The 26,267-nt window shown below is 34.0% G+C and carries 24 protein-coding genes; 12 read left to right on the top strand and 12 right to left on the bottom strand.

Annotated features, from left to right (window positions below; translation table 11 throughout):
- Window positions 1-3: 3 nt before the first annotated feature.
- The 3 genes from topA to yihA form a co-directional block, all read right to left on the bottom strand.
- Complete coding sequence (topA, locus tag E0Y80_RS14055; RefSeq protein ID WP_156308305.1) at window positions 4-2,394, bottom strand: type I DNA topoisomerase; 2,391 nt, start codon at window positions 2,392-2,394, stop codon at window positions 4-6.
- A gap of 95 nt (window positions 2,395-2,489) precedes the next feature.
- Entirely contained in the window at window positions 2,490-3,341 is an 852-nt protein-coding gene (locus tag E0Y80_RS14050; RefSeq protein WP_156308304.1) for a UbiA-like polyprenyltransferase, read from the bottom strand.
- A 3-nt stretch (window positions 3,342-3,344) separates the two neighbouring features.
- A complete protein-coding gene (gene yihA / locus E0Y80_RS14045) occupies window positions 3,345-3,956 on the bottom strand; it encodes a ribosome biogenesis GTP-binding protein YihA/YsxC (protein WP_156308303.1) in 612 nt (203 codons plus the stop codon).
- A gap of 103 nt (window positions 3,957-4,059) precedes the next feature.
- Here yihA and E0Y80_RS14040 point away from each other — a divergent pair, with 103 nt between their 5' ends.
- The 4 genes from E0Y80_RS14040 (at window position 4,060) to E0Y80_RS14025 (ending at window position 8,744) form a co-directional block, all read left to right on the top strand.
- The gene (locus tag E0Y80_RS14040) at window positions 4,060-4,971 is read left to right on the top strand and encodes an ABC transporter ATP-binding protein (protein ID WP_156308302.1); all 912 of its coding nucleotides are present in this window, start codon (window positions 4,060-4,062) and stop codon (window positions 4,969-4,971) included.
- A gap of 10 nt (window positions 4,972-4,981) precedes the next feature.
- Window positions 4,982-6,313: an ABC transporter permease gene (locus tag E0Y80_RS14035; RefSeq protein ID WP_156308301.1), complete on the top strand. Its 1,332-nt coding sequence runs from the start codon at window positions 4,982-4,984 to the stop codon at window positions 6,311-6,313.
- 106 nt (window positions 6,314-6,419) lie between these two features.
- Entirely contained in the window at window positions 6,420-7,604 is a 1,185-nt protein-coding gene (nhaA, locus tag E0Y80_RS14030; protein WP_156308300.1) for a Na+/H+ antiporter NhaA, read from the top strand.
- A gap of 549 nt (window positions 7,605-8,153) precedes the next feature.
- A complete protein-coding gene (locus tag E0Y80_RS14025) occupies window positions 8,154-8,744 on the top strand; it encodes a riboflavin synthase (protein WP_156308299.1) in 591 nt (196 codons plus the stop codon).
- A gap of 13 nt (window positions 8,745-8,757) precedes the next feature.
- Here E0Y80_RS14025 and E0Y80_RS14020 read toward each other — a convergent pair whose 3' ends face one another.
- Window positions 8,758-9,699 (bottom strand): hydrogen peroxide-inducible genes activator, encoded by a 942-nt coding sequence (locus E0Y80_RS14020; RefSeq protein WP_156308298.1) that lies wholly within the window; start codon window positions 9,697-9,699, stop codon window positions 8,758-8,760.
- Between the two features lie 125 nt (window positions 9,700-9,824).
- The gene (locus E0Y80_RS14015) at window positions 9,825-10,130 is read right to left on the bottom strand and encodes a hypothetical protein (RefSeq protein ID WP_156308297.1); all 306 of its coding nucleotides are present in this window, start codon (window positions 10,128-10,130) and stop codon (window positions 9,825-9,827) included.
- 71 nt (window positions 10,131-10,201) lie between these two features.
- Here E0Y80_RS14015 and mazG point away from each other — a divergent pair, with 71 nt between their 5' ends.
- The 4 genes from mazG to E0Y80_RS13995 are packed head-to-tail and all read left to right on the top strand — an operon-like array spanning window position 10,202 to window position 13,717.
- A complete protein-coding gene (gene mazG / locus E0Y80_RS14010) occupies window positions 10,202-11,005 on the top strand; it encodes a nucleoside triphosphate pyrophosphohydrolase (protein WP_156308296.1) in 804 nt (267 codons plus the stop codon).
- 52 nt (window positions 11,006-11,057) lie between these two features.
- Window positions 11,058-12,227, top strand: a complete 1,170-nt coding sequence (locus tag E0Y80_RS14005; RefSeq protein WP_156308295.1) for a serine hydrolase domain-containing protein — start codon at window positions 11,058-11,060, stop codon at window positions 12,225-12,227.
- A 58-nt stretch (window positions 12,228-12,285) separates the two neighbouring features.
- Entirely contained in the window at window positions 12,286-12,954 is a 669-nt protein-coding gene (locus E0Y80_RS14000; protein WP_156308294.1) for an HAD family hydrolase, read from the top strand.
- Entirely contained in the window at window positions 12,944-13,717 is a 774-nt protein-coding gene (locus tag E0Y80_RS13995; RefSeq protein WP_156308293.1) for a sulfite exporter TauE/SafE family protein, read from the top strand. The genes E0Y80_RS14000 and E0Y80_RS13995 overlap by 11 nt, the downstream gene beginning before the upstream one ends.
- 77 nt (window positions 13,718-13,794) lie before the next feature.
- Here the strand turns inward: E0Y80_RS13995 and E0Y80_RS13990 are convergent, their stop codons facing one another.
- On the bottom strand, window positions 13,795-14,655 hold the full coding sequence (locus E0Y80_RS13990) for an OmpA/MotB family protein (protein WP_394350243.1): 861 nt from the start codon (window positions 14,653-14,655) through the stop codon (window positions 13,795-13,797).
- A gap of 522 nt (window positions 14,656-15,177) precedes the next feature.
- On the opposite strand from E0Y80_RS13990, the gene E0Y80_RS13985 reads away from it, so the two are divergent.
- A complete protein-coding gene (locus tag E0Y80_RS13985; RefSeq protein ID WP_156308291.1) occupies window positions 15,178-16,488 on the top strand; it encodes a DEAD/DEAH box helicase in 1,311 nt (436 codons plus the stop codon).
- Here E0Y80_RS13985 and coaD read toward each other — a convergent pair.
- Genes coaD through E0Y80_RS13970 form a run of 3 tightly spaced genes read right to left on the bottom strand, consistent with a single transcriptional unit; the run spans window position 16,480 to window position 18,265 of the window.
- Window positions 16,480-16,953 carry a pantetheine-phosphate adenylyltransferase gene (gene coaD / locus E0Y80_RS13980; RefSeq protein WP_156308290.1) on the bottom strand — a complete coding sequence of 158 codons (474 nt, stop codon included), beginning with the start codon at window positions 16,951-16,953 and terminating at the stop codon, window positions 16,480-16,482. The genes E0Y80_RS13985 and coaD overlap by 9 nt on opposite strands.
- 2 nt (window positions 16,954-16,955) lie before the next feature.
- Window positions 16,956-17,489 carry a 16S rRNA (guanine(966)-N(2))-methyltransferase RsmD gene (gene rsmD / locus E0Y80_RS13975; protein ID WP_156308289.1) on the bottom strand — a complete coding sequence of 178 codons (534 nt, stop codon included), beginning with the start codon at window positions 17,487-17,489 and terminating at the stop codon, window positions 16,956-16,958.
- Window positions 17,480-18,265, bottom strand: a complete 786-nt coding sequence (locus E0Y80_RS13970; RefSeq protein WP_156308288.1) for a DUF3822 family protein — start codon at window positions 18,263-18,265, stop codon at window positions 17,480-17,482. Before E0Y80_RS13970 ends, rsmD begins: the two co-directional genes overlap by 10 nt.
- Before the next feature lie 72 nt (window positions 18,266-18,337).
- Between E0Y80_RS13970 and E0Y80_RS13965 the strand changes: the two genes are divergently transcribed.
- The 3 genes from E0Y80_RS13965 to E0Y80_RS13955 all read left to right on the top strand — a co-directional run bounded on the left by E0Y80_RS13965 (window position 18,338) and on the right by E0Y80_RS13955 (window position 22,883).
- A complete protein-coding gene (locus tag E0Y80_RS13965) occupies window positions 18,338-19,762 on the top strand; it encodes an ATP-dependent DNA helicase (RefSeq protein WP_156308287.1) in 1,425 nt (474 codons plus the stop codon).
- An 85-nt stretch (window positions 19,763-19,847) separates the two neighbouring features.
- Window positions 19,848-22,331 carry a S9 family peptidase gene (locus tag E0Y80_RS13960; RefSeq protein WP_156308286.1) on the top strand — a complete coding sequence of 828 codons (2,484 nt, stop codon included), beginning with the start codon at window positions 19,848-19,850 and terminating at the stop codon, window positions 22,329-22,331.
- Entirely contained in the window at window positions 22,332-22,883 is a 552-nt protein-coding gene (locus E0Y80_RS13955) for a hypothetical protein (RefSeq protein WP_156308285.1), read from the top strand.
- Here E0Y80_RS13955 and ruvB read toward each other — a convergent pair.
- From ruvB to E0Y80_RS13940, 3 genes are all read right to left on the bottom strand, one after another.
- A complete protein-coding gene (ruvB, locus tag E0Y80_RS13950; RefSeq protein WP_156308284.1) occupies window positions 22,875-23,897 on the bottom strand; it encodes a Holliday junction branch migration DNA helicase RuvB in 1,023 nt (340 codons plus the stop codon). The genes E0Y80_RS13955 and ruvB overlap by 9 nt on opposite strands.
- A 27-nt stretch (window positions 23,898-23,924) precedes the next feature.
- Window positions 23,925-24,659, bottom strand: coding sequence for a polyprenol monophosphomannose synthase (locus tag E0Y80_RS13945; protein ID WP_156308283.1), 735 nt, complete (start codon window positions 24,657-24,659; stop codon window positions 23,925-23,927).
- A gap of 64 nt (window positions 24,660-24,723) precedes the next feature.
- Entirely contained in the window at window positions 24,724-26,256 is a 1,533-nt protein-coding gene (locus E0Y80_RS13940; RefSeq protein ID WP_156308282.1) for a peptide MFS transporter, read from the bottom strand.
- Between the last annotated feature and the right edge of the window lie 11 nt (window positions 26,257-26,267).

Raw genomic sequence — 26,267 nt, 5'->3', positions numbered from 1 at the left:
GAACTATTTCTTTTTTGCTTTTGTTGTCTTAGCAGATTTAGTAGTCTTAGTTGTTTTAGTAGCTTTTACAGTTTTTGATTTTTTTGTTCCATTAGATTTAGAATCTTCTTCTGCCCATTTCATAACATCGGCATAAGTAATTTTCTCTACTTCTGTACCTTTTGGAATTTTAAGGTTTTGCTTACCAAATCTTACAAAAGGACCCCACCTACCATTTTCAATTTTAGCTTCTGGGTTTTCATCAAAAATCTTAATGACCTTATCTTTATCTTTTTGGCGTTTTTCTTCAATGATTTGAATTGCCTGCTCTTGTTCTACATCTAATGGGTCTAAACCTTTTGGTAAGGAGTAGAAGCTGCTATTATGACGAATATAAGGTCCAAAACGACCAATTGCTACGGTCATTTCTTTACCTTCGAACTCCCCTACTTTTTTAGGAAGCTTAAATAATTCTAAAGCTTCTTCAAGCGTAATTGTTTCGATCATTTGACCTTTTCTCAATGAAGCAAATACAGGTTTTTCTTCATCTTCAGGAGTTCCTATCTGTACAAGTGGTCCGAAACGACCGACCCGAACAGAAATTGGTTTACCGCTCACTGGGTCTACCCCTAATTCACGTTCATGCGTTGCTCTATCCGCATTATCTAAAGTATTCTGAACTTCTGAATGAAATGGGCCGTAGAAATTAGACAACATATGCGTCCATTCCTTATATCCTTGAGCGATTTCATCAAATTCTTTTTCAACTTTCGCGGTGAAGTGATAATCAACAATACCTTTAAAGTGTTGAACTAAAAAGTCATTTACAAGTACACCGATATCCGTAGGGAACATTTTATTACGTTCCGCACCACTTATTTCGGTTTTTGTTTGTGTACTTACAGAACCCTTATCTAATGTTAAGACTCTAAAAGCCCTTTCTTTACCGTCACGATCTTCTTTGACTACATAGCCACGATTTTGAATTGTTGAAATGGTTGGAGCATAAGTAGAGGGTCTACCTATACCTAATTCTTCCAATTTCTTAACTAAGGAAGCTTCAGTGAATCTAGCTGGCGGTCTGGAGAATCTTTCCGTAGCGTTCATCATCTCAAGGTTTAAATTTAATCCTTGAGTTAATGGTGGAAGGATAGCATTATCCGTGTTGTCAAGGTCAATATCTTCATTTTCATCATCAGATGATTCGAAGTAAACCTTTAGAAAACCGTCAAATTTCATGATTTCACCAGAAGCAACTAATTCTTCAGGTCTAGTTGAGACAGAGATTTTAGCTATAGTCTTTTCAAATTCTGCTTCGCTCATTTGAGAAGCAATGGAACGTTTCCATATCAATTCATACAGACGTCTTTCTGAATTATCGCCTTCAATAGTGTGTTCATTAAAGTATGTTGGACGAATAGCTTCGTGGGCTTCTTGAGCACCAGCGCTTTTCGTACGGAATTGTCTTAGTTTATGGTATTTGTCACCATATGCATTAATAATCTCAGCCTTGGCCCCTTGTAATGCCGTATCCGAAAGATTTACGGAGTCTGTACGCATATAGGTTATGCGACCAGCTTCATATAATCTTTGAGCAACTTGCATGGTCCTAGCAACAGAAAAACCAAGTTTTCTACTGGCTTCTTGCTGTAAGGTAGATGTTGTAAAAGGTGCAGAAGGTGAACGTTTTGAAGGTTTAGTTTCAAGACTTTTAATAGAATAAATAGCATTAGCGCAGTCATTTAAGAACTGGTTTGCCTCTTCAACAGTAGGGAATCTGTTGGGTAACTCAGCTTTAAAGCGTTCTTTTACTTTGCCTGTATTAAAAATAGCAACAATTTTAAATGCTGCTTCCGCATTGAATTTATTGATTTCTCTTTCACGTTCGACAATTAATCGAACAGCCACTGATTGAACGCGGCCAGCAGATAAAGAAGGTTTTACTTTGCGCCATAAAACTGGGGATAATTCAAAACCTACTAATCTGTCTAAAACACGTCGTGCTTGTTGAGCATTTACCAGGTTGAAATCAATTTTTCTTGGGGATTCAATAGCTTTTAAAATGGCAGGCTTTGTAATTTCATGGAAAACAATACGCTTTGTTTTATCGTCATTAAGTCCCAGAGTTTCGAAAAGATGCCAAGAAATGGCTTCCCCCTCCCGGTCCTCATCGGAGGCTAACCATACTGTTTCTGCAGACTTAGCTAATTTCTTCAATTCACTTACTAAAGATTTTTTATCAGAAGGCACTTCATACTTCTGTTTGAAGTTATCTTCCGTATCAATTGCGTCATCAGTTTTCACTAAATCGCGGATATGACCATAACTGGATTTTACTAAAAAATCTTTTCCTAAATACCCTTCTATTGTTTTAGCCTTCGCAGGAGACTCAACTATCAATAAATTTTTTGCCATTTAAACTCTATGATTTCATGCAAAGAAAACGATTTCAAAATGGAATGCAAATTCTTTTTTACAGCATCTGATAAAAAAGTAAGCATAATCCAAACTCAATTAATCCAAATATCCAATAAATAAAATACAGCAAAAACGACAGAAGCAATACCATTAGTGGTCATAAATGCCCTATCAACTTTACTTAAATCTGTTGGACTTACTATGCGGTGCTGATATATTAATAAAGCACCATAAAATGCAATACCTATATAATAAAGAATACCTACAGGCATAAATAATACAGGTAATAAAATAAATATAAATGACAGGACATGAAGAACTTCAGAAATCCTGAGGGCATTTTTGGCGCCAAAATTAGCTGGGATAGAATTTAATCCATTTTCCTTATCAAATTCTTCATCTTGTAATGCATAAATAATATCAAAACCACTTACCCACGTTAGCACAGCCAATCCATAAAAAATTGGCACAATATTAAACTGACCGGTAACAGCTAGGTAAGCACCCACAGGTGCCAGGCCTAATCCAATTCCCAATACAATATGACATAAAGGAGATATTCTTTTCATATAGGAATAGAATAAAATCACGAATAATGCCACTGGAGCCAGGATAAAGCACATGATGTTGATAAAGTAGCAGGCCGCCATAAACACAATACAATTTATAATTGTAAATAAAAGTGCTTGTTTTGGACTGATACGTCCGGCAGGAATATCACGTACGGCAGTTCGAGGATTTAAAGCATCAATATCGCGGTCCAGGTATCTATTGAAAGCCATCGCAGCATTTCTTGCCGTCACCATACAGATTAACATGAGGAGAAATAATTTCCAATCAAATTGATAATCGGTGGTATGTATGGCAAGGAAAAATCCAATGATTGCAAAAGGTAAAGCAAAAATACTATGTGCAAATAGCACTAATGACATATATTTCTTCATAACCTAAACTACTGGGGCAATAAAGTTTTTATTAATGTCATCAATTTTTTCAAGTACTTTCTCGCAACCAAGTTTTGTTTCTGAAGAAGTTAAAACATGTTCAGGGACTTCTTCAAACCATACTTTTAATGCTTTTCTAAATTTAGCAATATTCTGATCTGACTTTACGATAGAATGCTTATCGGCTTTTGTAAATAAAAGGAAAAAAGGGATTCCTTGTTCACCTAACCAATAACAGAAGTCTAAATCAATCTTTTGAGGTTCATGTCGGCTATCAATTAATACGAATACACATTGAAGGTTTTGACGTTTAGTCAAATATTCACGAATGAATTTTTCCCAGGTTGCTCTATTCTTCTTAGAAGTTTGGGCAAATCCATAGCCTGGTAAATCCACTAAATACCAATCATCATTAATTATAAAATGATTAATCAACTGGGTTTTACCAGGTTTTTGAGAGGTTTTTGCCAGTCCTTTACGTCTTGTAATAGCATTTATTAACGAAGATTTTCCGACGTTGGATCTTCCAATAAATGCATATTCCGGTTTATTAGCTTCTGGAAGCTTAGTGACGTCCGTATTACTGGTTAAGAATTCTGCTCGATTAATATTCATATTGCAAAGGTACAATTTAATACAGTTTTATTTTTCATCCGAATTGCTATTAGGTCATTTCAAGTCAATAAAAATTCATAATTTCATCGGCAAAACAATTTATATGCTCGAAATTAGGAACATTGTAAAACAATACGCCCATCATAAAGCCTTAGATGATGTATCCATCCATGTCCCTACAGGCAAAATCTTTGGATTATTGGGGCCAAATGGAGCTGGAAAGACCTCTTTAATAAGGATAATCAATCAAATTACAGCTCCTGATTCTGGCGAAATAATTTTTGACGGACAACGGTTGAACTCTTCTCATATAGGTAAAATAGGCTATCTACCAGAGGAAAGAGGCTTATACAAAAAAATGTTGATTGGGGATCAGATGATTTACCTTGCTCAGTTGAAAGGTCTGAGCAAGCAATTGGCAAAAGAAAAAATTAAGTTTTGGTTTGAAAAATTAAAAATTGAGAGTTGGTGGGATAAAAAAGTTGAAGACCTAAGTAAGGGTATGCAACAAAAAGTTCAATTCGTGGCTACAGTTCTCCACGAACCTCAATTAATCATTCTGGACGAACCATTTTCAGGATTTGACCCCGTAAATGCACAAGTTATACAAGATGAAATCCTTGAATTAAATAAAAAAGGAGCTACGATCATCTATTCAACACATCGTATGGAGTCGGTTGAAGCTTTATGTGACAATATTGCCCTTCTTAATAAATCTAAAGTAATTTTGGAAGGCTCCGTTAAAGAGATTAAGAATAACTACAGAAATCAAACCTACAAAATTGAGTATCATAAAAAACCAGAAGTTGATGCCGTTTTTCTTGACTCAAGTCTTTATCAAAAATTAGAAGAACATAAAAATGGATCCAACAGTATGACTATTCAAATTCCAGAAGATAAATCACTGAATGATGTGCTATTCCATTTAATTCCTCAAGTTGAAATTCAACAAATATTTGAAATCATTCCATCTATGCATGATATATTTATTGATAAAGTAACTAACAATATTTAACCCAATTTATATGAACAAAATCTTATTAATCATCCAAAGAGAATACTTGAGCAGGGTTAAGAAAAAATCATTTTTATTGACCACTTTTTTGGTGCCACTATTCTTTATTGGAATGTACGTAGGAGTTTTCTTTTTGACTAAGAAAAGCTTTGAAGATTCTAAGGCTTTAATCTATGTTGTAGATAATACTAAGGAAGTTGGGTCACAATTAAAAAACACAGAAAAATTAACCTTCACAGAATCTACGAATGAGCTGAATACACAGATTCAGGAAATCAAGGATCTAGATGGTAATACCAATATTTTGTTTATTCCAGAAGATTTTTATAAAACTCATCAGATTGAATTTTTATCATCAGGAAAGCCAAATATCAGTACAAAATCAGATGTAGAATCGCAATTGGGAGATATTTTATTGAATTACCAGTACAAGGAGCTTAACATCGATCCATCTAAAATCAAAAGTATAGACACGAAGGTTCACACAGCTGCGAAAGAAATTACTTCAACAGGTGAAGCAAAGGACAGTGATACTCGGATTGCAATGGGAATTGCAATGGCCTTGTCGGTATTAATTTATCTTTCGTTATTTCTATATGGTGCCCAGGTTATGCGCGGTATAATAGAAGAGAAATCAAACCGGATTATAGAAGTTATTATCTCTTCTGTAAAACCATTCCAATTGATGATGGGTAAAATCATAGGGATAGGCCTTGTGGGAATTACCCAATTTCTATTATGGATTATTCTAAGTTTTGGTCTTATTGCAATAGCATCAAATACTTTAATAGATAAGAGTGAGTTTCAACAAGAAATGATGAAAACAAGGCCTCAAGGTATGGAATTAGAAGGCGGGCAATCAGAAATTCAAAATGGATCAATAATTTCAGAAATTAATACGGCTATGGATGCTGTCAATATTCCTGAATTATTAATCAGTTTCTTTTTGTTTTTTATTGGCGGCTACATGCTTTATAGTGCTTTATTTGCTGCTGTAGGTTCAGCTGTAGACAATGAAACGGAGGCAAATCAATTTACGATGCCGATCACCACTCCGTTATTATTGGCCTATATATTATCCTTTGGCGTATTGATTAATAATCCACATGGACCAATTGCGGTTTGGCTGAGCTTTATTCCATTAACCTCCCCTATTGCGATGTTAGTACGTATTCCATTTGGAGTTCCGACTTGGCAAATTGCATTATCCTTTATTTTATTAGTTGGAGGATTTATATTCACAACCTGGGTAGCAGCAAGGATCTATAGAATCGGGATATTGATGTATGGGAAGAAAGCTAGTTTTAAGGAGCTAATAAAATGGTTCAGATATAACGGATAACAAATTATCCTAAGCATAATGCCCCTCTCAACGATATTTGAGAGGGGCTTTTTTAAAATTTTTATACCTTTACCGCTTCGGTACAATTTATCTAAACAGATTACAAATGAATAATAAAATTAACCTGTCCGTATTCAGAAAGTTCTTTGCTTCGAATACATCAGGCGGAATTCTTCTTTTTATATGTGTCATCATCTCTCTAGTGATAGCAAACACTTCATTTTCATCCAATTTTAATGATTTACTGAACATCAGAATAGGATTTGAGAATGAAACCATCCATTTAAATTACAGTATTAAACAGTGGATAGATGATGGATTAATGGCAGTATTTTTTCTATTAGTTGGTTTAGAGATAAAAAGGGAATTGGTAGAAGGAGAACTTTCTTCGCCAAAGAATGCTATTTTACCCATTTTAGCAGCTATAGGAGGTGCAATAGTCCCAGCCCTTATTTATCTTTTATTTAATAATGGACTTCCTACAGAGCATGGCTGGGGAATTCCAATGGCGACAGATATTGCCTTTGCATTAGCCATTATCTCCTTGTTGGACAAAAGAGTTCCAGCGAGCTTGAAGATTTTCCTTGCAGCACTAGCGATAGTTGATGACCTCCTTGCAATTTTAGTAATAGCAGTATTTTATTCAACAGAATTGCATTTCACCTATTTAATGTATGCAGGAGGTATATTGGCGCTTCTTATTGTCTTCAATAAAATCGGGGTCAAAAATGTATGGGCATATATAATTCCAGGAGTTTTCATTTGGTATTTCATACATCATTCAGGAATTCACGCTACCATTGCGGGGGTTTTAGTAGCTATGACCTTACCAACTACTCCAGATGAAAAGGAATCAACATTAGAGAAGTTAGAACATGCTTTGGCCAACCCCGTAAATTTCATCATTATTCCATTATTTGCACTTGTAAACACAAACATAAGTATACATAGTGAAATGATCGGAGGGTTAACTACTCCGTTAGGATTAGGAATTATATTAGGTTTATTTTTTGGGAAAACAATTGGTATTTTCTTAACCACTTGGCTCTGTGTAAAAAGTAAGCTGGCAAATTTACCGGATATGGCGGGGTGGAAACACATGATTGGTGTGGGGATGTTGGGAGGAATAGGATTTACGATGTCAATTTTCATATCTATGTTATCCTTCAAGGATCCCCTATTTATTGAAGAAGCGAAGTTCGCGGTATTGATAGGTTCTTTAATTTCAGGTACTTGTGGTTATATTTACCTGTCATCGATTGCAAAAAAAGATAAATCTAAAGTTGAATAGAATTTATAAGTTATAACGTATTTTTTAAATATATATTAAAAGAATGCATGCATATATAAAATAATATGCATGCATTATACTTTTAAGAAATATTTAAAAAATATGATTTATAGTTATAGGAAAATTTGAGCTACATATATTTGGGAATTTTGGGTTTAGAATTGCCATAAAAAGAATAAAGCTTGAGTCAATCGGGCGATCGCTCAAGCTTTAAAAAATAACCTCTTTTATGAGGTAATCAACCTAAACCTATGACAAAGATAGATATTTAGTTGTGAAACTTCCAAATTTATTAAGGGAATTAAGCCGTAATCCTGTATATAAAATATTTAACTTGCTGGAAATGAGGGAGATAATTTTTTAAAAGATAAAGGTTTTCAAACGGGGAGAATGAAAACCTTTAATAACCAATTATAAACCTAAATTATGATACCACAAAGATAGTGTACATTTTACACATATGCAAATCTTTTTTTGATTTTTTTATTTGTTCATTGTAATAGGTATGAAAATTGATTATCTTATATTTGAATAAATCATTGATATATTATGTTTACAGGCATTATTGAAACTTTAGGAACTGTTAAGAAAATTGAAGCGGAACAAAGTAATATTCATTTATTCATTGAATCTGAGATCTCCCCTGCCCTTAAAATAGACCAAAGTGTATCTCATAATGGAGTATGTTTAACGATAGTTGGCATAGAAGGCAATGTTCACCAAGTCACAGCCATTCATGAAACTTTGGAAAAAAGTAATTTAGGAAAATTAAAAGTTGACGATATAGTTAATTTAGAAAGGTGCGTAAAAGTTGATGGACGGCTTGATGGTCATATTGTGCAAGGTCATGTTGATCAAACGGCCATTTGTACATCAGTAGAACCTCAAGATGGAAGTGTTGTTTACACTTTTGAATACGATGCGAGTTTAAATAACATAACTGTTGAAAAAGGTTCGATTACGGTGAATGGCATTAGCCTAACAGTAATAAACTCTGGCATCAATACCTTTTCAGTTGCGATCATCCCTTATACATTAGACAATACCAATTTAAAGGCTATCGAAATAGGAAGTACTGTAAATTTAGAATTCGATATCTTAGGAAAGTATGTAAATAAACTGATGGAATTGAGAAAATAGATAAAAAGGGCTTTTAAAGTGAAAAGCCCATTACTTCTTTTTTCTTTCTTGACTTATATTTTTCAGGAACCACTTCTAAAATTTCGTTTTTCAGCATATTAATGGCGTGTTTCTTAACGTAATTTTGAGGTGTTACAAGACTTATTTCACGTACTGGTTCTGGAGATTTGAAATACCTTACATGAGACAATTGATCTTCATCATAATTTGAAATACTCATTTCAGGCATGATTGTTAATCCGCCATTCAATTCAACCATTCTTTTTAAAGTCTCGACACTTCCGGTATTGTAATCAAAAGTTCCCTCCTTCGATTGATTGTGTTTATAATTACAAATATTCAACACTTGACCGCGCATACAATGCCCTTCATTTAATAACCAAAGTTTTTCATCAGAGATGTCTTCAGTACTAATCATCTTTTTTTCAAAGACATTGCTCCTTTCAGAAACATACGCGACGAATGTTTCATAAAAAAGGGGGATTTCCTGAATAGAAGGATCATGCAAGGGAGTTGACAGGATACCACAATCTAAAGTACCTTGTTTCATTTCCTGGATTATTTGCTCAGTAGTATATTCCCAAATCTGAAGTTTAATCTTATTGTATTTCTTCATGAAATTTGATATTACATTAGGCAATAAATAAGGTGCCACAGTTGGAATCACACCAATTTTTAACTCCCCTGATAATTCACCTCTCTCCGATTGCAGGATTTCAGGAATTTTTTTGCTTTCAGTCAAAATTGTCCTAGCTTGTTCAATGATTTTTTCACCGATTTCAGTTGGAACAACAGGCTGTCTACTTCTGTCAAAAATTTTTACACCTAATGATTCTTCCAACTTTTGAATTTGCATACTTAAAGTAGGTTGAGTAACAAAACATTTTTCTGCAGCTGCAACAAAACTTCTATATGTATCAACGGCAATGATATATTCTAATTGAACTAGGGTCATACTATAAATTTTAACTATACAAAAGTACGTAAGATATAGCAATGATTATCTTTCCTGTTGAAATAGGACATTAAAAAAACAAAGCCCGAGAAAATCCCGGGCTTCATGTTAATCAACAGAAACTTTTATTGCTTCTGATTGTATTTCATTTCTAAATCTAAAATAATATCTCTCTTTTTACCTTCTATTAATGAAAGGTTTCCGGCAACAAAAACGCCCTTTTCATCGGTTTTAGTATTTCTAATCCCATAAACTGAAGATTCATCAGCAGGATCAGATTCACCTTCATAACGATATAAAACATCAATTTCATAGACTGCAGCTTCATTTAACAATCCATCAAATTCGACATTATAATCAATGGTGTATCCTTTATTCGCGAGATTGTCCAAAGCTTCTGTTACTGTTGCATATTTAAATGTTTTATCCATAGTATTTCCTTACATTCATTTATTATAAAACACATAACTTTGGCTATTGTTTAGGATAAAAAAATAATTTTATGGCGCATACTCCACCTCCCATCAAGCATTCAGCAGCAGAAGCATTTGAAAGGTTAATAGAGGTATTGAATACCTTAAGAATTGAATGTCCATGGGACAGGAAACAAACAATGGAATCATTAAGGCATTTAACAATTGAAGAATTATATGAGCTAACGGATGCCATTCTTGAAAAAGACTATCAGGAAATTAAAAAAGAATTAGGTGACATCTTAATGCATTTGGTCTTTTACGCAAAGATTGCTGAAGAAGAAGAAAAATTCAACATTATTGATGTTTTAAATTCTGTTTGCGATAAGTTAATAAATCGGCATCCCCATATTTATGGAGACATTGAAGTGAAGGACGATGAAGAAGTGAAGCAAAACTGGGAAAGCATTAAATTAAAAGAAGGCAACAGCTCTGTTTTACAAGGTGTTCCACAAAGCCTACCTGCCTTAGTAAAAGCATATAGGATTCAAGATAAAGTACGTGGGGTTGGATTTGATTGGGAGGACAAAAAAGAGGTTTGGAAAAAAGTTGAGGAGGAATTAGCTGAATTTAAGGCTGAGTTTGATTTAGATAGTGATCTTATAAATACTGAAAAAGCCGAACAGGAGTTTGGCGATCTATTATTTTCTTTAATCAATTATGGAAGACATTTAGGAATTAACCCAGAAAATGCCTTAGAAAAAACGAACAAAAAGTTTATTCATCGATTTACTTATCTTGAAAATAAAGCTAAGGAGAAAGGCTTAGTTTTAAAAGACATGACTCTGGAGGAAATGGATGTATATTGGAATGAAGCTAAAAAATTGAAATAATTGCTGATCAATTTTATTCTTAATAACTTTAATAAAGATCAAAACCAATAATATGCGACACCTATTAAAGTTTTTCAAGTGGTTAGGAATTTCCCTTGCCTCCATCCTACTCATTGCCGTCATTTATCTTTATGCAACAGGTAAAGACTTTTTATTAAAAGGAGTATATGTTACCTACCTACATGGTCATAAAACGGCCTATTTAGATGATTACCGTTTTTTTGATAATCATACCATATCTGCAGGAAATCCTCAACCATGGAATAAATCCAATGAATATAATCAGGTAGCCATAACAGACAGCTTAAAAAGTATTCACAGAAATTCAAAATCAGTCGCTTATCTAATCATCCATCAAGACAGTCTATGGTTTGAAGAATATTATGATGGGTATTCAGATTCTTCAAAGTCCAATTCATTTTCAATGGCAAAAAGTATGGTTGCTGCATTATTGGGGCAAGCTATTCAGAATGGGGATGTGAAAAGTCTTCAGCAAAAGGTAAAAGATTTCGTTCCAGAAATAGTTGGTCACTATGCTGATTCATTGAAATTGGTTGATCTAGTATCTATGAGTTCCGGCATGAAATGGGAAGAAAAATATTATGATCCTTTTTCCATTACCACTCGTTTATATTTTGATCAGGATATCGTCGGAACCTTAGATCAGTTGCCAATTGATCAAAAACCTGGTCAGCAATTTATTTATAAAAGTGGAGATACTCAACTATTAGGTATTGCACTAGAAAGAGCAACAAAAAAAACTTTATCAGAATTATTGTCAACAGGTTTCTGGAAACCAATGGGAGCTGAACATGATGCATTATGGCAGGTTGATAGCTATAAACATGGAATTGAAAAAGCTTATTGCTGTGTAGCGTCCAATGCCAGAGATTTTGCGAGGTTTGGAAAGCTTTACCTTCAGCATGGGAAGTGGAATGGAGAAATTTTGTTGGACTCCAGCTACATTGCGCAATCCATCAGCAATACATTTCCGGATTCACCTCAATATGGTTATGGTTGGTGGATTGGGAAATACAACGAAAAAGATTATTTCTATATGGATGGACATCTTGGACAATACGTGATTGTTATCCCAGAGGATGAGCTGATTATTGTTAGGTTAGGCCATGGCATTGGAAAAAAACCAAGGACAGACAAATCATCACAGTTTTATAATTTTATTGACCAGGCCTATATCATGCTGGGAGATCGAATAAAATAGGTTATACAAATCATTTTATGAAAAGATTGTTATAGAGAAAAATTGTATTTTTGTAAGAATGAAAGAATTAGCCGTCATCTTCGATATGGATGGTGTAATTGCCCACACCAATCCCTACCACGCCAAAGCCTTTGAAGCATTTTTCGATAAATATCAAATTCCTTATTCTGACGAGGAATTTGAGAAACATATGTACGGAAAGCATAATAGTTATATTTTCACGCATTTTTTTAAAAGACCTATTGTTGGCAATGAATTATTAAGCTTAGAGCAAGAGAAAGAAGGTTTATTTAGAGAAATCTATAAACTTGAAGCGAAACCAATCCCCTATTTACCAGATTTTTTAAGTAACCTAAAAGATCATCATGTTAAATTAGGAGTAGCTACATCTGCTCCAAGAGCAAATATGGATTTGATTCTTGATGCTATCATCATCCGAGATTTTTTCCAATCAACCTTAGGTTCAGAAAATGTTCAACTTCATAAACCACATCCAGAAGTATACTTGAAATCAGCACAAAACCTGAATATAGATCCGAATCAGTGCTTTGTTTTTGAAGATTCGTTTTCGGGAGTTACGGCGGGATTAAATGCAAACATGAATGTTATTGGGGTATTGAGTTCTCATAAAAAAGAAGATTTGCCTAAATGTCTAGATTATATAGATAACTATAAAAATATGGATATAGGTAAATTAAAAGAACTCCTTAAAGAGAATGTGGAATAGTGCATTAGAACTTATTCCATCTCCAGGAGCATGGGTTTTGTACTTTTTTTGTGCGATGCTAATTGGAGTTTCCAAAACAGGAATACAGAATGTTGGTACTTTTACAATTCCAATGTTTGCTTTGTTATTTGGTGCAAAATTCTCCACCGGAATTGTCTTAATCCTACTTTGCATGGCCGACCTCCTAGCAGTAATCTATTATAGGAAACAGTTTGTATGGTCAGAAATAAGGTCTATGCTTCCATATTCATTAATTGGATTAGTTATAGGACTCTTTGTTGGAGATTTAATCGATGACCAAACCTTTAAATTTATTATGGGGGCATGTATTTTTGTCAGCGTGCTCTTAATGATTTGGGGAACGAATAAGTCAAAACAAAATCCAGAGGGCAAAGATTTTACGGATAATTGGTGGTATTCTCCATCATTTGGTCTTTTGGTTGGATTTTCAACAATGATTGGAAATGCTGCTGGACCAGCACTTACGATCTTCCTCCTCACAAGAAAATTAAAAAAAGTTACCCTTGTTGCTACAGGTGCATGGTTTATCATGATCCTAAACTTTTCAAAGATTCCCCTTCAATTACTTGTCTGGAAAAACTTAACATGGGAAGGACTTATCTTAAATATTTTAGCAATACCCTTTATTTTGCTAGGCGGTTATATAGGCATTAAACTTGTAAAAATTATTCCAGAACGTGAGTTTAAAATTGTTATTCTGGCCTTAGTAATCATTTCATCCCTCATGCTCATGTTTGGGTAAAATAAAAAAAGACATAAGACATTATAATTATAATGTCTTATGTCTTTTTTTATTTATTTTTTATCTACTGACTAATTCTAAAACCCTGTTGAATCAACTGGAGTTTCAGTGTTTTCAGTTTCAGGAGCTTTATCAATTAATTCCATAAATTGATCTAGCTTAGGGGTAATGATAATTTGAGTTCTACGGTTTTTAGTTTTTCCTTCAGCAGTATTATTACTTGCGACAGGATTATATTCACCACGACCACCAGCTGTTAAGCGTTTCGGATCAACACCATAAGTATTCTGTAATGCTTGAACAACAGAAGAAGCTCTCAAGGTACTTAAATCCCAGTTGTTTCTAATGTTAGCTTTTGAAATAGGGTCTGTATCTGTATTACCTTCAATTAATACATCGTAATCTTTATAATCTTGGATAATCTTAGCAATTTTTGAAAGCGTTTCGCCAGCACGGTCTGAAATTTCATAACTACCAGATTTGTAAAGCATATTATCCGATAATGATATATAAACAACACCTTTCAAAACTTGAACATCAACATCATTCATTTCTTCTCGGCTTAAAGAGCGTGTCAAGTTGTTGGTCAACACCATATTAAGTGAATCACTTTTTTGTTTGGTATTTACCAAATGTTGAATGTATTTATTGGAAGCATTAATTTCATCCACCAATTTTGAAATATTAACATTTCCTTGGGTGTTTTGACTTATACTGTTATCGAGAGTTCCTTGCAGTTTAGCTAATGCTTCTCTTAATCCCGCATTATTTTTACGTTCCTGCTCCAATTGTTCTTCCAAACTCTTTACTCTAGTTTTACTTTCAGCAAGATCCAACTGACTCTGATTATATTTGTCACCCAATTCTTTATACTGTGCCTCTAGAGCTCTATGTGTCTTTTTACTAACACCACATGAGGAAATCAGTATTACAGACATTAATAGTAGTGGTACGCTAATTCTCTTTATCATAACGCTTGATTTTATTTATTTACTTATTATTATATGGTACAGTTAGCAAAATAGATGCCTTTTATTAAATCTATTCTTTTGAAGAGATTGGAAATGAAGAAAATAATTGATTAATATATCCATAAAGGAAGTTTTTTTAGTTTTTTATTTCTTTTAAATCTAAATTGTTTTATTGGAATTAAGGGGCCAAAAAATAATATTTTAATTGATAATCAATAAAATATTTTTAATGCTGGAAGGAAATTAATTGTTTACATAACTCAAAAATTATTTAAAAAGACCTATGTAACATTGAACAATGAATTATTGATATTAGATAAAAAAAAGGCTTGAAATCGGGGAGATTTCAAGCCTTAACTAACCAATTATTAACCTAAATTATGAATACTAACTAATATTCAAAGTCTGTGCCAAAAAAATCAATTAGATTTATTTATTGTCATTTTAAAATCATAAGGATAAATCCAATCATTAATGATAATTTTGTCTATGCAACATTTAAATACCTATTTAAAAAATCTGAACATAGAAGAGTTGAATCCAATGCAGGAAGAGGCTCTAAAACAGTTCAGTCATGAACGAGATTTTGTTTTATTATCCCCAACTGGTTCCGGCAAAACATTAGCATTCAGTTTATTATTATTCAAACTACTTGGCGATAACCTTGCAAAAGGCGCGAATGCAATGATTGTTGTACCAACGAGAGAATTGGCACTTCAAATTGAATCTGTTATTAAACAAATGAATAGTAGTTTGAATGTTGCCCTCTTATATGGAGGTAACAATAATCAAATCGAGAAGGATAAGTTAAAACAGCATCCAGCATTGATTATTGGAACACCGGGCAGAATCATTTATCATATTGACAGAGTTCCTACCCTTTTGGAGAACTGTCATACGCTGGTATTGGATGAATTTGATAAATCCTTAGAATTAGGTTTCCAGGATCAATTGAGTTATATCGTCAATGCATGTCGTGATGTTAAACATAAGATCCTAACTTCTGCCACCGACATGGAAGAGATTCCAGCATTTCTAAGGCTTAATGATCCGATAAAATTAGATTATTTTGATAGTAATGCTTTAAGGCCGGACTTGACCTATTATAAAGTTAAGAGCAGTTCGAAGCTCAAATTAGAATCTTTATTCAAATTACTTTGTAAAATAGGCAATGAACGAGTTTTAGTTTTCTGTAATCATCGAGAAGCAGTGGACAATATTTCGGAGATCCTTGAGGGCAAAGGAATTTCTAGTATCCCCTATCACGGAGGTTTAGAGCAATTCATGCGCGAGTTGACGATTATTAAAATCAAAAATGGGAGTCAAAATATCCTAATAACTACAGATTTAGCTGCAAGAGGTTTAGATATTCCAGAAATGAACCATGTCGTTCATTATCAATTTCCGTACAAAGAGGAAGATTTTATACATAGGAATGGACGTGCTGGAAGGAATGGACAAAAGGGATTTGTCTATGGCATACTTACAGATGAAGACCGTGGTGCTACCTTCTTGGAAGATGCAGAGCTAATAGATTTAGACGGATTCTATCCTATTCCTGAAGAACCTTTGTATAAGACCTTAAGAATAAATGCTGGTAAAAAGCAAAAAGTTAACAAGGTGGATATAGTTGGTTACATCCTTAATCTCCCAGGAGTTTCAAAGGAAGATTTAGGTTTAATCGTAGTAAAACCACATGATTCTTATATTGCAATTAAATCAGATGTGGCAAATTCGGTTGTTAAAAATGGAAGCAACGGAAAAATAAAAGGTCAAAAAGTAAGGATTAACTTAATTTGATTTATTAATATACTTTAAAATAGTACTTGGAACAAGATGGCTGATATCACCATTATTCTTCCAAATATCTCGAACAATGGTCGATGAAATATGGGCCTCTCCACTCCTACTTACCAAAAAATAAGTTTCGACTTGAGGGGCCAATAATAAATTATTCTGCGCAATAATATTTTCGTAATCTAAATCAGTACCGTTCCTTAAACCTCTTAAAATAAAATTAGCGCCAATTGATAGACAATAATCTACGGTCAATCCATTATAGAAACTAACCTCAATTTGTTCATTATTCTGATATAATTCAGTAATAGAATTTTTTCTACTTTCAACATCCATCATACCAATTTTGGAGCTATTAACACCAATTGCAATATAAATTTTATCAAAAAGAGGTTGTGCTCTTGCAATAAGATCTTGATGAGCGATTGTAAAAGGATCAAATGACCCTGGAAAAACTGCTATTTTCATAGTTAAATGGTATAAAAGCTAAAAGATGAATTTCCATACTGTCTTGTCTCAACATAATTAGGATGTTCCAACATTTTGCGGTTACTTGGGTGCTCAACAATTAATAAGCCATCTTCTTTCAACAAATTATTCTCAAGGACCATCTGTGCTAACAAGGGTAATTGCCCTATGTCATAGGGTGGATCGGCAAAAATTAAATCATATTTATCTTTATCGGCTTTAATATATTTAAACACATCTGCTTTACGTGTTTTTATTTGTTGTAAATCAAGTTTTTTGGCAGTTTCAGAAATATAAAGAATGCACTTACCATGTAGGTCAACCGAGGTAACTTTTCCAGCACCTCTTGAAGCTAATTCGAAAGATATATTACCGGTTCCAGCAAATAGATCAAGGCATTCCAAACCATCAAAATCAATTTTGTTGTTTAAGATATTAAATAAGGCTTCTTTAGCAATATCAGTTGTTGGTCTGACAGGAAGGTTTTGTGGTGGGTTAAGTCTCAAACCTGCTGCCTTACCTCCTATTATTCGCATATGGGTAAATCTAATAAATAACTTTTCACAAAATTTTCTGAAACTTCCTCCGTTGAAATCGCTGATTTCGTAGCATTAATTTCAACTATTTCATTTGAGAAGGATTTCAATTTGTTTAAAAATGAATTTTCAATCTCGATTCCTGAATATAAAATCTTATTCACCTTAGCATCAATTCCGAAATTATCAAAAACATTAAGTAGAAAATAACTCAGATCATCATCACTGATGATTTCAAAAGTATTATAAAACTTAAATTGTCCATTAATAAATAGGTAAATATCCGCTGAATTATCATCAAAAACTACCCCTAATACATCCCCTTTCAAAGGAATGTAAGGTCTAGCCTGAATGAGGTTCAGTTTAAATTCTGGAATAAATTTAGCATCCGGAAAAAGTGTTTTCCATCGGTGGAAAAGTAATACATCATATTGAAACAAAGCCTGAATCTGTAGGAAATCAATAGAACTCCTTATCATTTCCTGAGATGGATTCTCCATAAATTCATGAAATTTTTCTAAATCAACCTCTTGAAATAAATCATCAGGAATAAAAGTTAAATTATGAGTTGGGATACTCACAAATACGTTTTGAAATGGTAAACTCAATAACTTTAGGGCTTCTTCTGATGGAGCATGGCTTTCGAAATTCATATACATCAAAAGCTGATTATCCTGATCGATAACAAATAGCTTATCGTATTGATAATTTGCTTTCACTATCAAGGTATATTGCGTTATATAATGTAGATGAAAATGTTTTGAAGTATAATTCATTCTTTACTGATGGTATCTCACAAAATTAGTTTTTAAAATTGGATTGACCAACCTTTTGGATAACTTTGGATTGTGCATATAAAAGATACCCTAATTCAACAATTTTCACATCAAGCTACCAAACAGCAGGAAGAGGTATTTGAGATTCTTTCCGAGTTTTTATATACGTTTGCTGAAGAATCTTGTTTTATACTTAAAGGATATGCTGGGACGGGAAAAACCACAATCATTAGTGCATTAGTTAAGTCCTTAAGTCGTCTTCAAAAAAGATCTGTTTTGCTGGCTCCAACTGGCCGCGCAGCCAAGGTCATGTCATCATATTCCGGGCGAAATGCACTTACCATTCATAAAAAGATCTATAGAAAGAAAAATGCTGCTTCATTGGATATGAGTTTCACTTTGGCAGAGAACAACCATGAAAACACATTATTCATTGTTGATGAAGCCTCGATGATTAGCAATGAAAGTCATAGTATGTTTTCTAATGGGCTTTTGCACGATTTGATAGAATATGTTCAATCAGGGGAAAATTGTTGTCTAATGTTAGTTGGAGATACTGCTCAATTGCCACCAGTAGGTTTGGTGAATAGCCCTGCATTAGATCCAGAATACATGGGCTCAGAATTCGATCTACATGTTTTTTCTTATGAATTGACGGATGTCGTAAGACAAAATAAAAATTCCGGAATACTTTATAATGCCACTAAAATTAGGAATGACATCAAATTAGATGAGGAATTTGCTGAATATAGCTATCCTCAATTCATAACAAAATCCTTTAAGGATATATTCAGGATGAATGGTGAGCGTTTAATTGAAGGATTACATTATGCTTATGATAAGTTTGGCTTAGAAAATTCCATGGTAATTTGTCGATCAAATAAGTCAGCAAACCTATATAATCAGCATATAAGAAATCAAATACTCTTTCGAGATGAAGAGATTACCGGCGGGGACATCATCATGATTGTAAAAAACAACTATTATTGGTTGCAGGAAAATGATGAAAAAAACACCGGATTTATCGCAAATGGTGACATGGCCATCATTAAGAAAGTATCCAATGTACATGAAATGCATGGTTTCAGATTCGCAGATCTATTTTTAGAATTTATGGACAACAATGAAGGTGATGCAATCCGATGCAGGGTACTTTTAGATAGTCTATATGTAGATTCGCCGAACCTCCCATATGATAAACAGCAAGAACTTTACAACAGTATAGCTGAAGATTATAAGGATATTCCAACGAAAAAAGACCGTATGGATGCGATAAAAAAGGATCCATACTACAATGCCTTGCAAATAAAATTTGCCTATGCGATAACCTGCCACAAAGCTCAAGGTGGACAGTGGCCGTTGGTATTTGTAGATCAAGGATATATGACAGATGAAATGTTGACCACTGAGTTTATGCGCTGGCTATATACTGCAATTACAAGGGCAACCCAAGAACTATTTCTCGTTAATTTTAATGAGAAATTCTATGAAGGTTAATCCTATCAAAAATAATACAGTTTAGCTTCTTTTTTAGCCATATAAAAGGATATTTTCGCAGATTAATTATGACTAATTTAATCTAATGAAGTATTTATTATCCCTCATTTTTTTGCTAAGTATTTCTCTTAGTCAAGGTCAGGAAAAGTCTACCTTAGCCAAACCAAATTACCAACTTGCATCCAAATTCTCGCCCAGTAAACTGAGCAAATTAATTTTTTCTACAGAGGTAAATCCAAACTGGATTAATTTTGGAGACAAATTTTGGTATGAATACAACAGTCCGAGCGGTAAAAAATGGTATTTGGTTGACCCAAAAACGAAAAAGAAATCCGAACTGTTTGATCATGCTGAGATGGCCGCACGTATAACTTCAATTGTTAAAAATCCTTTTGATGCACAACATCTTGAAATCAGGAATCTTAGATTTATGGACAATGAGAACCTAATTCGATTTGAAGTCCAAAGCAGCAAAGACACTGTAAAAACAAAAGAAGAGATCAAAAAATTAACGAATAAAAAAGATTCCATTAAAAAGAAACTTTTTTATTTTGAATACAACCTATCTAACAACAATCTAAAAGAGTTGAGCGAGGAGAGCAAAGAGAAAACTAAATTATTCTGGGCAAACTTTAACCCTGATACATCAAGGGTTTATTATGCAAAGAATTACAATTTATATTGGATGGACTATTCCAATTATCTAAAAGCTCAAAAAGATGAAAAGGACTCCACTATTGTTGAAAATCAAATTACAAAAGATGGTGTTCAATATTATGCATGGGGTGGAGATGAATATAGTGTTACTACAGGCGACAAAAAATCAGAAGAAGAGGAAAAGAAAAAGAGAAAACCTGTGTGGATCAATTGGTCTCCTAATGGCAAATATTTTACTTTAACCCGCAAAGACAATAGAGAATATTCAGCTTTATGGGTAATCAATAATGTTGCAGCTAAACGACCAACACTTGAAACTTATAAATATTTAATGCCTGGGGAAACTGACTCCACTGAGGTTGAATTTTATATTTTTGATGCTGCAAACCATTCAGCAAAACAAGTTAATGTCTCAGCCTTTAAAAATCAAACTATCAGCAATTGGAATAAAGACCGGAATAAAGATAGTTACAAGGGTAAGCATTTTATAAACTATTGGTTAGGTGATAATGAAGAATTTTATATAGCACGATCAAGCAGAGACTTAAAAAGAATCGACATTGTTGCTGTGAATATTAATGGACAAACTAGAACAGTTATAGAGGAACGTTCTAATGTCTATTTAGACGTGAAGAAACCCTATCTTGTAAATAATGGTTCTCAGTTAATTCATTGGTCGCAGAGAGATGGTTGGGGACATTTTTATTTATATAATAAAAACGGAACATTAGTAAATCAAATAACCAAAGGATCATTTCATTGTGATGATTTAACGAGGTATATTGAAGCGTCAGGCACTTTATATTTCGTTGCTAATGGAAAAGAAAAAAATATTGATCCCTATTACAGTTATTATTATTCTGTAAATAAAAACGGCGGAGCGATTAAATTATTAACTCCTGGAGATTTTGATCATCAAGTTTTGGCGAGTGAAAGCAGTAATTATTTCATTGACAATTTTTCAAGGGTAAATACGGCACCTGTGAGCAACTTATATAGTTCAACCGGTCAACTGTTGATGAAGTTAGAAGAAACTGATCTTTCTAATTTAATGGCGGCTGGGTATAAATTTCCTGAACCATTCAAAGTTAAGGCTGGAGATGGGATTACCGATCTTTATGGGGTCATGTATAAGCCATTTGATTTCGATTCAACAAAAACCTACCCTATCATTGAATATGTTTACCCAGGACCACAAACAGAAGCGGTAAACAAAAGTTTCGGTAGATCAATGGATCGTATAGATCGATTGGCACAAATGGGTTTCATCGTTGTTTCCGTTGGGAATAGAGGGGGCCACCCATCGAGATCTAAATGGTACCATACTTATGGATATGGAAATTTAAGAGATTATGGATTGGAGGATAAAAAAGTAGTTGCTGAACAACTTGCAGATCAGCATCCTTTTATTGATATAACAAAAGTTGGAATTACGGGACACTCAGGTGGTGGATTTATGTCTACTGCAGCAATGTTGGTTTACCCTGACTTTTTTAAAGTAGCGGTATCTGGAGCAGGAAACCATGAAAACAATATTTATAATCGTTGGTGGAGTGAAAGACATCACGGTGTTAAAGAAGAAATAAGCGCCAAAGGAGATACTACATTCTCGTATAATATTCAAAAGAACACTGAACTTGCGAAAAACTTGAAAGGAAAATTGTTAATTGCAACTGGTGATATAGATAACAATGTTCACCCTGCCAATTCAATTCGAATGGTAGATGCGTTAATAAGAGCAAATAAACGATTTGATTTCTTGTTGTTGCCAGGACAAAGACATGGTTTTGGAGATATGACAGAATACTTCTTTTGGAGAATGGCAGATTATTTCAGCCAACATTTACTAGGGGCATCTGAAATGCAAGAAACAGACATCATGGAAATGAATAGGGAAAAACCTACAAAGTAAATGACATCAAAGAAAACAGAAATATTGAAAGAAGCCCTAAATCATTTTGGGGCTTCTGAATTCAATGAGGAACTTTTAAAAGAAATAGACCTCAATACTTTATTGGAATGGAGTATTCTTGAAAAAGAACCTCGACTTTGTTTTAGAAGTTCCTGGGCTTTGGAACATATCCTTCTTAAAAATAATAAGCATTTTGACAGTATCTACGAAGATTTGGTAGAGAATTACAGCCAACTTAAGAATTGGAGCAGTTTAAGAAGTTATTCAAAATTAATGATGTGGTTATTATCTAAGAAAAATGAAACGATCATCTTATCAGATTCTGAATTGGAAAAAATGCTTGAAAAAAGCTTTAAATTAATAGAAGATATCACATGTCCTGTTGCAGTAAAGGTGAATGCTTATGATATCCTTTTTGGGTTAATCCCCTACTACGATTGGTTGGCAATTGAATTAAAGCTATTGATCGAACTGGATTTAGAAAAAGAAAATACCCCTGCCTTAAGAAGCAGAGGTATCAAAATATTGAATAAGCTCGGCAAATTAAAATAAGGTATTTCCTTTATTAAAATGATTTTTGCCTAAATGCTTAAAAGCCATTTCTGTACATTCCCTGCCTCGAGATGTTCTCATCAGATACCCTTCTTGGATTAAGAATGGTTCATATACTTCTTCAATAGTTCCTTCATCCTCTCCGACTGCAGTTGCAATAGTTTTCAAGCCTACAGGACCACCTTTAAATTTTTCAATTATCGTACTCAGAATCTTATTATCCATTTCATCCAGTCCATGTTCATCAACATTTAATGCATTCAAAGCAAATTGAGAAATAGCTTTATCAATGGAGCCATTACCTTTGATTTGTGCGAAATCACGTGTTCTACGGAGTAATGCATTTGCAATTCTAGGAGTTCCTCTACTTCGCCTTGCGATTTCAAAAGCACCTTCTTCAGAAATTGGCACCTTTAAAATGATAGCAGAACGCATGACGATATCTGTTAATAGTTTGGAATCATAATATTGAAGTCTAGAATTAATTCCAAATCGAGCACGCAAAGGAGCTGTTAAGAGACCTGAACGTGTTGTAGCACCTACTAATGTAAAAGGATTTAAAGAAATTTGTACAGAACGTGCATTTGGTCCTGTTTCCAGCATGATATCAATTTTAAAGTCCTCCATTGCGGAATATAAATATTCTTCCACCAGAGGGCTTAAACGGTGAATCTCATCAATAAACAATATATCTCCTTCATCAAGGTTGGTCAAGAGTCCAGCTAAATCTCCAGGTTTATCCAGAACCGGCCCGGAAGTAATCTTAATACCAACTCCCATTTCATTGGCGATGATATGAGAAAGCGTTGTTTTTCCCAATCCGGGAGGCCCATGCAATAGAACATGGTCAAGAGCTTCGCCTCTTAATTTTGCTGCTTTAACGAAAATAGAAAGGTTCTCCAATATCTTAGCCTGACCAGTAAAGTCTTCAAAACTTTGCGGTCGAAGAACGCGCTCCAAATCTTTGTCTGTAGGCGTTAATCGTTCTGGGTTAGGATCAAGATTTTCATTCATATTGTGAGACTCTATTTTTATTAAACATTATCTTTCATACTTCTTAAAGAAGCTTCCAATTTTCATCTGAATTACACCAAAAAAAGCTTCCTTAAAAATCTTAGTGCTCATTTTGGAAGTTCCTAATGTTCTGTCGGTAAATATAATTGGAATTTCAACCACATTGAATCCATATTGGATTGCAGTAAATTTCATTTCAATCTGAAATGCATAACCTACAAACTTGATTTGATCAAGTGGAATGGTTTCCAAAACAGTCCTTCGAAAACAAACAAATCCGGCCGTAGCGTCTTGAATATTAATCCTGGTTATTAACCTGACATAAGCAGAGGCGAAATAAGACATTAACACCCTGTTCATAGGCCAATTTACAACATTCACTCCTTTGATGTACCGAGAACCGATACACATATCAGCTCCGCCGTTCTTACAGGTATCACGCAGTCTGATTAGGTCATCGGGGTTATGGCTAAAGTCCGCATCCATTTCAAATACATATTCATAATCATGCTTTAAAGCCCATTTGAATCCGTGAATATAGGCCGTACCCAAACCTAACTTTCCTTTTCTTTCTTCGATAAATAACTTGCCTGAAAACTCTTCCTGTTGCAAGCTTTTAACAATACTAGCTGTTCCATCAGGAGAACCATCATCAACAATAAGAATATGAAACTCTACTTCTAAGGAAAAGACTTTACGAATAATGCGTTCAATGTTTTCCTTTTCGTTGTATGTTGGAATAATAACTAAACTATCTGCCACGTTTGATTTTTGAAATGGTAAAGTTAATCAAAAAGCCGAATAGTATTATCATTCGGCTTTTATTCTAATTGACTCCGTGCATCAATTTTTTAATATATGGAGAGAGGACAATCAATATTGCACCGGCAATCAAGGAATAAAGTCCTAATTGTTTGTATCCATCCGTATAAGTGATAAGTTTATCCATTAAGGAATCTCCTTCCCTAGCCTCTGCCATATTAGCTCCTATTAATCCAGCTACATATTGGCCATAGGCGCTCGCTAAGAACCACATCCCCATCATAATACCCTGTAATTTAGCTGGGGATAATTTTGTCATAATAGATAATCCAATAGGTGACAGACATAATTCCCCTATTGTGATTACCAATAGAGCAAGAGTAAAGACATCCAAAGAGGTCATTCCATCAATGGCAAAAAATCGGGTTGCATATAGGACATAAAATCCCAATCCTAAGAATAGAAAACCTAGTCCAAATTTTATAACTGTATTGGGTTCAACTTTACGTTTTGCTAGCCATAACCATAACAAACCAAACAAAGGAGCTAAAACAATAATAAAAAATGCCCCTCCTGAGTTATTTACGCCATTTGGATCTAAGGTAAATGTTCCTCCTAAAATAGTATCATTAAGGTTTTTAGCAGCGAAAATACTTAATGAGCCGCCACTTTGTTCATAAATACCCCAGAATACAATGGAAAATAATATAAAGATTAATGCAGCAATCAATTTATTGCGTTCAATTTTTCCAACCTTTGACATTTCATAGAACAAGTAAATCAAAGTTAAAGGTCCAATTATGTACATAAAATAATCGGTATACTCTGTTTTGGAAACCATGACTTGAACTATTGGGATTAACAATAAAGTGCCAATATATACGGCATATTCCATCCATTTGGGTAAGGGATTGGATTTTACTATTGCGTCTGGGTGTCCAGGCTGTAAACCGATTGGTCCCAATTCATGTTTGGTAAATTGAAAGTTGATCAAACTGATTATCATACCTACAGCGGCCAATCCGAAAGCAACATTCCATCGATGAGCTTCATCAATTACAGAACTTAACATATACCCCTTGCCGATGGCCACGCAAATATAACCACCCAAAAAAGCACCTAGGTTAATTCCTGCATAAAACAAGGAAAATCCAGCATCGCGACGATTGTCGCCGTCTTTGTACAGCTCTCCAACCATAGTGGATATGTTTGGCTTAAAAAATCCTGTACCAATGATAATAAATGCTAATCCAAAAAAGAAAAAGTTATGCGTATCGATCGATAACAATATGGAGCCTACGATCATCAGGAGACCGCCAAAAAATAAAGATTTCCTAAATCCTAAGATTTTATCTGCGAAAAGGCCACCAATAAATGTAAATGCATAAACAAATGCTTGTGTAGCTCCGTATTGCAAATTTGCCTCTTTTTCACCAAAATTAAGCTGTGTAATCATAAAGAACACGAGCATTCCTCGCATTCCATAAAAACAGAACCTCTCCCACATCTCTGAAAAAAACAACCTCCAGATTTGCTTCGGATACTTCCCTTTAAAGTTTTGAATTTCTTCAAGAGAATTTTGTGTTTGTGTAGCCATTTTATGATTAT

It is taken from the genome of Sphingobacterium endophyticum, from assembly GCF_009733535.1.
Taxonomy (GTDB): Bacteria; Bacteroidota; Bacteroidia; order Sphingobacteriales; family Sphingobacteriaceae; genus Sphingobacterium; species Sphingobacterium endophyticum.
The sequence above is the reverse complement of the archived record's forward strand: the minus strand, read 5'-3'. Positions and strand labels throughout refer to the sequence as shown.